Source organism: Kitasatospora sp. NPDC091257 (assembly GCF_044757675.1).
In the GTDB taxonomy this organism is placed as follows: domain Bacteria; phylum Actinomycetota; class Actinomycetes; order Streptomycetales; family Streptomycetaceae; genus Kitasatospora; species Kitasatospora lactacystinica.
Genome location: NZ_JBIVVI010000481.1, coordinates 1 through 6,328 on the forward strand (window position 1 = coordinate 1; position 6,328 = coordinate 6,328).

6 protein-coding genes are annotated in these 6,328 nt (G+C 73.9%); all 6 read left to right on the plus strand.

The genetic code is table 11. From position 1 onward, the window contains the following. The coding region (locus ACIQOV_RS22105; RefSeq protein ID WP_401050925.1) for a DAK2 domain-containing protein at positions 1-1,228 on the plus strand (1,228 nt) is incomplete at its 5' end. A 39-nt stretch (positions 1,229-1,267) separates the two neighbouring features. Next, positions 1,268-3,499, plus strand: a complete 2,232-nt coding sequence (gene recG, locus ACIQOV_RS22110; RefSeq protein WP_401050927.1) for an ATP-dependent DNA helicase RecG — start codon at positions 1,268-1,270, stop codon at positions 3,497-3,499. Between the two features lie 103 nt (positions 3,500-3,602). Beyond that, complete coding sequence (locus ACIQOV_RS22115) at positions 3,603-4,136, plus strand: hypothetical protein (protein ID WP_359900557.1); 534 nt, start codon at positions 3,603-3,605, stop codon at positions 4,134-4,136. A gap of 90 nt (positions 4,137-4,226) precedes the next feature. Next, a complete protein-coding gene (rsmD, locus tag ACIQOV_RS22120; protein WP_387693655.1) occupies positions 4,227-4,811 on the plus strand; it encodes a 16S rRNA (guanine(966)-N(2))-methyltransferase RsmD in 585 nt (194 codons plus the stop codon). A 49-nt stretch (positions 4,812-4,860) separates the two neighbouring features. Further along, entirely contained in the window at positions 4,861-5,352 is a 492-nt protein-coding gene (coaD, locus tag ACIQOV_RS22125) for a pantetheine-phosphate adenylyltransferase (protein WP_359900561.1), read from the plus strand. A gap of 186 nt (positions 5,353-5,538) precedes the next feature. Next, the coding region (locus tag ACIQOV_RS22130) for an ATP synthase F0 subunit B (RefSeq protein ID WP_401050930.1) at positions 5,539-6,328 on the plus strand (790 nt) is incomplete at its 3' end.

The window sequence follows — 6,328 nt, forward strand, 5'->3', positions numbered from 1 at the left end:
GACCCTGCTGACCGTCGCCCGGGTCGCCGCCCGGGAGGCGGTCCGGGCCGGGGACGGGCTCGCGCAGGTCGCCGACACCGCCCACCGGGCCGCCCGGGACGCACTGCGGCACACCCCCGAGCAACTCGCCGTGCTGGCCGAGAACGGGGTCGTGGACGCCGGCGGGCGCGGCCTGGTGGCCGTCCTCGGCGCGCTCGCCGACGCCGTCGCCGGGCAGCAGCCGATGGGGCCGGTCGCGCTCCGCGGGGACGTCCGGGCCGTCGAGAGCTGCGAGACGCACCTGCGGCCGCCCGGCCCCGGCCACCCCGCCTTCGAGGTCATCTACCTGCTGGACGCCCCCGACGAGGCGCTGCCCGCGCTGCGCGAGCGGCTCGGCGAGCTCGGCGACTCGCTGGTGGTCGGCGGCGGCGACGGCCTGTGGAACGTGCACGTCCACGTGGACGACGCGGGCGCCGCCGTGGAGGCCGGCGTCGGGGCCGGGCGCCCGCACCAGATCCGGATCACCCACTTCGCCGAGGCCGCCGCCCGCTCCGGCACCGTCGCCGAGCCCGGCGAGCGCGAGGAGCGGGCCCGGGCGGTGCTCTCGGTGGTCTCCGGCGAGGGCCTGGCCGAGCTCTGCGAACAGGCCGGCGCCGTCGTCCTGCACGCCGACCCGGACCGCCCGCCGGCCAGCGCCGAACTCGCCGCCGCGGTGCGCCGCTCGGCCGCCCGCGAGGTCGTCCTGCTGCTGAACGACCCGGAGCTGCGGGCCGCCGCCGGCGCCGCCGCCGACCAGCTGCGCGAGGAGGGGGTGCGGATCGCCGTCCTGCCCACCCGCTCGCCGGTGCAGGGACTGGCGGCGCTCGCGGTGCACGAGGGCGGCCGCCGCTTCGACGAGGACGTGGTCGCCATGACCTCCGCCGCCGGGGCCACCCGGTACGCGGAACTGGCCGTCGCCGAGGGGGAGTCCTGGACGATGGCCGGGGTCTGCCAGGCCGGGGACGTGCTCGGGCTGATCGACGGCGACGTCGCGGTGATCGGCGCCGGGCTGGCCGAGGTCGGCGAGAGCGTGCTGGACCGGATGCTCGGGGCGGGCGGCGAACTCGTCACCCTGATCCTCGGCGAGGGCACCGAGGAGGCGCTCGCCGAGCGGCTGGTCGCCCACGTGCGGCACCGCCGGCCCGAGGTGGACGCGGTGGTCTTCCACGGCGGGCAGGAACCGGCGCCGCTGCTCATCGGGGTGGAGTAGCCGCCGTTCTGTCCGCCCCTTGGTGTAAACAGGGGCCTGATGGGCGCTCTCGATGAACCACTGACCAAGCTCGTCGGCGACCGCACCGCGAAGGTGCTCGCCGACAGTCTCAAGCTGCGCACGGTCGGGGACCTGCTGCACCACTACCCGCGCCGCTACGTCGAACGCGGCCAGCTCACCAGCCTGGACGAGCTGGAGGTCGACGAGCACGTCACGGTGCTGGCCCGGATCGAGAAGGTCACCCTGATCCCGTTCCGCGGCCGCAAGGGCGACCGGCTGGAGGTCGTGGTCACCGACGGCCGCAGCCGGCTCTCGCTGGTCTTCTTCAACCAGGGCTGGCGGCAGAAGGAGCTCAAGGCCGGTGCCCAGGGCCTGTTCGCCGGAAAGGTCGGGGTCTTCAACCGGACCCGCCAGCTGGTCTCGCCGGACTACCAGCTGCTCGACGAGGACACGGGGTCGGACGCCGCGCGGCAGTTCGCCGGCCGGCTCATCCCGGTGTACGGCGCCAGCGCGCAGATGCCCAGCTGGAAGCTGTCGATCTGCATCGAGACCGCGCTCACCAAGCACCTCGGCGACGTCGGCGAGCCGCTGCCCGCCGAACTGCGCGAGCGGCACGACCTGATCCCGCTGCCCGAGGCGCTGGAACTGATCCACCGCCCGCGCGGCCACGCCGACCGCGAGCGCGCCCAGAGCCGGCTGCGCTGGGACGAGGCCTTCGTGCTCCAGGTCGCCCTCGCGCAGCGCCGGGCCGCCGACTCCGCCCTGCCCGCCAAGCCGCGCCGGGCGCGCGAGGGCGGCCTGCTGGACGCCTTCGACGCCCGGCTGCCGTTCACCCTCACCGAGGGCCAGCGGTCCGTCTGCGCCGAGATCGCCGCCGACCTCGCCACCGACCACCCGATGCACCGGCTGCTCCAGGGCGAGGTCGGGTCCGGGAAGACCCTGGTCGCGCTGCGCGCCATGCTCGCCGTGGTGGACGCGGGCGGCCAGGCGGTGCTGCTGGCGCCCACCGAGGTGCTCGCCCAGCAGCACCACCGCTCGATCGTCGAGATGATGGGGGACCTCGCCGAGGGCGGCATGCTCGGCGGCTCCGACCTCGGCACCCGGGTGGTGCTGCTGACCGGCTCGATGGGCGTCCCCGCCCGCCGGCAGGCGCTGCTCGACATGGCCTGCGGGGACGCCGGGATCGCCATCGGCACCCACGCGCTGATCGAGGACAAGGTGCTGTTCCAGGACCTCGGCCTGGTCGTGGTGGACGAGCAGCACCGCTTCGGCGTCGAGCAGCGGGACGCGCTGCGTGCCAAGGGCGATCAGCCGCCGCACCTGCTGGTGATGACGGCCACCCCGATCCCGCGCACCGTCGCGATGACGGTCTTCGGGGACCTGGAGACCTCCGTCCTGGACCAGCTGCCGGCCGGCCGCTCGCCGATCTCCACCCATGTCGTCCCGGCGCTGGAGAAGCCCAACTTCCTCACCCGGGCCTGGGAGCGGGTCCGCGAGGAGGTCGCCAAGGGCCACCAGGCGTACGTGGTCTGCCCCCGGATCGGGGACGAGGAGCCGGCGGCGGGCCCGGGGAAGAAGCGCCGCAAGGCCGCCGTGGAGGACTTCGAGGAGGTCGGCGACGAGGGCGGCGACGAGGGCGCGGCGAGCGACGAACGGCGGCCCCCGCTCTCGGTGGTGGAGACGGCCGAGAAGCTGGCGAAGGGCCCGTTGAGCGGCCTGCGGGTGGAGATCCTGCACGGCCGGCTCGCGCCCGAGGCCAAGGACGAGGTGATGCGCCGGTTCACGGCCGGCGAGGTGGACGTGCTGGTCGCCACCACGGTGATCGAGGTCGGCGTCAACGTCCCCAACTCCACCGCGATGGTCATCATGGACGCCGACCGCTTCGGCGTCTCCCAGCTCCACCAGCTGCGCGGCCGGGTCGGCCGCGGCAGCGCGGCGGGCCTGTGCCTGCTGGTCAGCGACATGCCCGGGGGCAGCGCCGCGCGGGCCCGGCTGGACGCGGTGGCGGGCACCCTGGACGGCTTCGAGCTGTCCAGGATCGACCTCGAACAGCGCCGCGAGGGCGACGTGCTGGGCCAGGCCCAGTCCGGGGTGAAGTCCTCGCTCAAGGTGCTCTCGGTGCTGGAGGACGAGGAGGTCATCCTCACCGCCCGCACCGAGGCCACCCGGCTGGTCGCCGAGGACCCGGACCTGGCCGCCCACCCGGAGCTGCGCACCGCGCTGGAGAGCCTGCTCGACGAGGACCGCGCGGCCTACATGGAGAAGGGCTGAGCGGCCCTTCGAGGGTCGGATTGTCAGACCCCCGGGAGAGAATGGAGTTGTTCAGGACGCACCTCCAAGGTGCGTACCTGGCACGACACTTGGGGGTCATGCCATGGCATTCCGTCATCTCAACGAGCTCCCGCTGGGCGACAAGGTCTTCCGGATCGAACTCGCCAGCGACGACGACCGCGAGGTCACCCTCACCCTGACCGGCTGGCGCGAGGGGGCGGCCGCCGCACCGCTCGCCTCGGGCAAGCTCCGCCTGCCGGTCGAGGACGTCGCCTCGCTGCGGATCGCACTCAACCGCGCGCTGCGGGCGCTGGCGATCGTCGCCGACGTCTCCGAGCCCATCCCCGACCGCGACGTGCTGCGCGAGCTGTACCCCGGCCACGGCGCCCCCTGGGTGCCGCAGCACGAGGAGGAACTGGTCCGGCGCTTCCACGACGGCGAGACCATCGCCCGGATCGCCGCCCGGTTCGGCCGCACGCCCGACTCCGTCCGGACCAAGCTGCGCGAGCTCGGGCACGACCCGCGCCGCCCCGAGTTCTGCCCGCCCGACGGCTGCCTGTCCTGGTCCCGCTACGCCTCGCCGGCCCTGCTCGGCGCGGCCCTGCCGCCCCAGGCGGCGGGCTCCGAGGCGAGCTGACCCGTACTCCCCGCAGGCCCCGCCGGTAAGCCCGGCGGGGCCTGCGCCGTATAGCGTGGTCGGGCAGCGACGAAAGGACCTCCCACCACCATGACCCGCGTGATCGCCGGGGCGGCCGGCGGCCGCCGACTGGCCGTACCGCCCGGCCGGGGCACCCGCCCGACCTCCGACAAGGCCCGCGAGGCGATGTTCTCCACCCTGGAGGCGCTGCGCGGCACCCTGCAGGGGATCCGGATGCTGGACCTGTTCGGCGGATCGGGCGCGGTCGGACTGGAGGCGCTGTCGCGCGGCGCCGAGCACGTCCTGCTGGTCGAGGCGGACGGCCAGGCGGCCCGGGTGATCCGGGAGAACGTCCGGACGATCGGCCTGCCCGGGGCCGAGGTGCGGGCCGCCAGGGCGGAGAAGGTGATCGCCGGACCGCCCCCGCAGAGCCCGTACGACCTGGTCTTCCTCGACCCGCCGTACGTGGTGACGGACGAGGAGGTCCGCGAGATGCTGATCACACTCCTGGCCGGGGGCTGGCTCGCGGACGACGCACTCGTCACCGTGGAGCGCAGCACCCGCGGCGGTGGGTTCGACTGGCCCGGGGGTTTCGAGGAACTGCGCTCCCGCCGCTACGGCGAGGGCACGCTCTGGTACGGTCGCGCCGCCGCCGCGGCCGGTGAGCAGAAGTAGCGGGCCGCGGCCCGCAGCAGCCGTCACCCCACGAGGGAGCACACACGCCATGCGCCGAGCCGTCTGTCCTGGGTCGTTCGACCCGATCACCAACGGCCACCTCGACATCATCGGGCGGGCCTCGAAGCTGTACGACGTGGTGCATGTCGCGGTCCTGATCAACCGGAACAAGCAGGGCATGTTCACCGTCGAGGAGCGGATCGGCCTGATCGAGGAGGTCACCGCCGGCTTCGGGAACCTGGTGGTCGAGTCGCACCACGGCCTGCTGGTGGACTTCTGCCGGGAGCGCAACATCCCCGCGATCATCAAGGGCCTGCGCGCGGTCAGCGACTTCGACTACGAGCTCCAGATGGCCCAGATGAACCACGGCCTGACCGGGGTGGAGACGCTGTTCGTGCCGACCTCGCCGACGTACAGCTTCCTCTCCTCGACGCTGGTCAAGGAGGTCGCCTCGTACGGCGGCGACGTCTCGCACCTGCTGCCGGAGACGGTGCACCGCCAACTGGTGGAGCGGATCGCGGAGCGCAAGGCCGAGCAGTAGGCGCCGCCTGTCCGCTTCTGCCGGTTCGTCATGGATTGTCCCGTGGGCGGCAGACCGGTTCGGCGCAGGCGTTGTGACCCCGCCCGGCAGGGGCCGTACAGTCTGTACTCCTGCCCCGCGGTGAGGTTCACCGCGTCGGGCCTGCCTCCGCCGGACCGTCGGCGGCACACGGAAAGACGAAGCCCCGTGGACGTGCAGAACAAGGTCGACGAGATCGTGGCGGCGGTCGAGAACGCCCGCTCGATGCCGATGTCGGCCTCCTGCGTGGTGAACCGGGCCGAGCTGATCGGCCTGCTCAACAACCTCAGGTCGGCCCTGCCCGCCGAACTCGCCCAGGCCCAGTCGGTGATGGCCGACCACGAGCAGGTGGTGGCGGGTGCCCAGGCCGAGGCCGAGCGGATCATCCAGGGCGCGCACGCCGAGCGCGGCTCGCTGATCTCGGACACCGAGGTGGTCCGCCAGGCCCAGGCCCAGGCCGAGCGGATCCTCGCCGAGGCGCGCGCCGAGGTCGACGCCAAGCGGGCCGAGGCCGACGACTACGTGGACAGCAAGCTCGCCAACTTCGAGGTCGTGCTGACCAAGACGCTCGGCGCGGTCGGCCGCGGCCGCACCAAGCTGCGCGGCGACTCCAGCGTCTTCGAGACCGAGTCCGAGGGCGAGGGCGACGGCGAGGAGTTCCGCCCGCAGCGGATCAGCCCGAGCCCCGAGGTGGACGAGTACGTCGATGTGAAGCTCGCCACCCTGGAGAACGTGCTCGGCGCCACCCTGGAGGCGGTCGGCAAGGGCCGGGACAAGCTGCTCGGCAAGCGGCCCATCGACGAGCTGGGCGCCTACCTGGCCGCCGCCGACCAGGCCCAGGAGGCCAAGGAGCGGGCCGAGGCGGTGGCGGCGGGCTTCGCCCACGACCCCGACGGCGGGGACATCGCCTGGTACCGCGAGGACGTCCCGCAGCAGCAGACCTGGCCGGAGCAGACCC

Bases quoted from the DNA above. Each gene is read 5' to 3' on its own strand.
- recG (WP_401050927.1), top strand. From the start codon at position 1,268: ATGGGCGCTCTCGATGAACCACTGACCAAGCTCGTCGGCGACCGCACC.
- ACIQOV_RS22115 (WP_359900557.1), top strand. From the start codon at position 3,603: ATGGCATTCCGTCATCTCAACGAGCTCCCGCTGGGCGACAAGGTCTTC.
- coaD (WP_359900561.1), top strand. From the start codon at position 4,861: ATGCGCCGAGCCGTCTGTCCTGGGTCGTTCGACCCGATCACCAACGGC.
- rsmD (WP_387693655.1), top strand. From the start codon at position 4,227: ATGACCCGCGTGATCGCCGGGGCGGCCGGCGGCCGCCGACTGGCCGTA.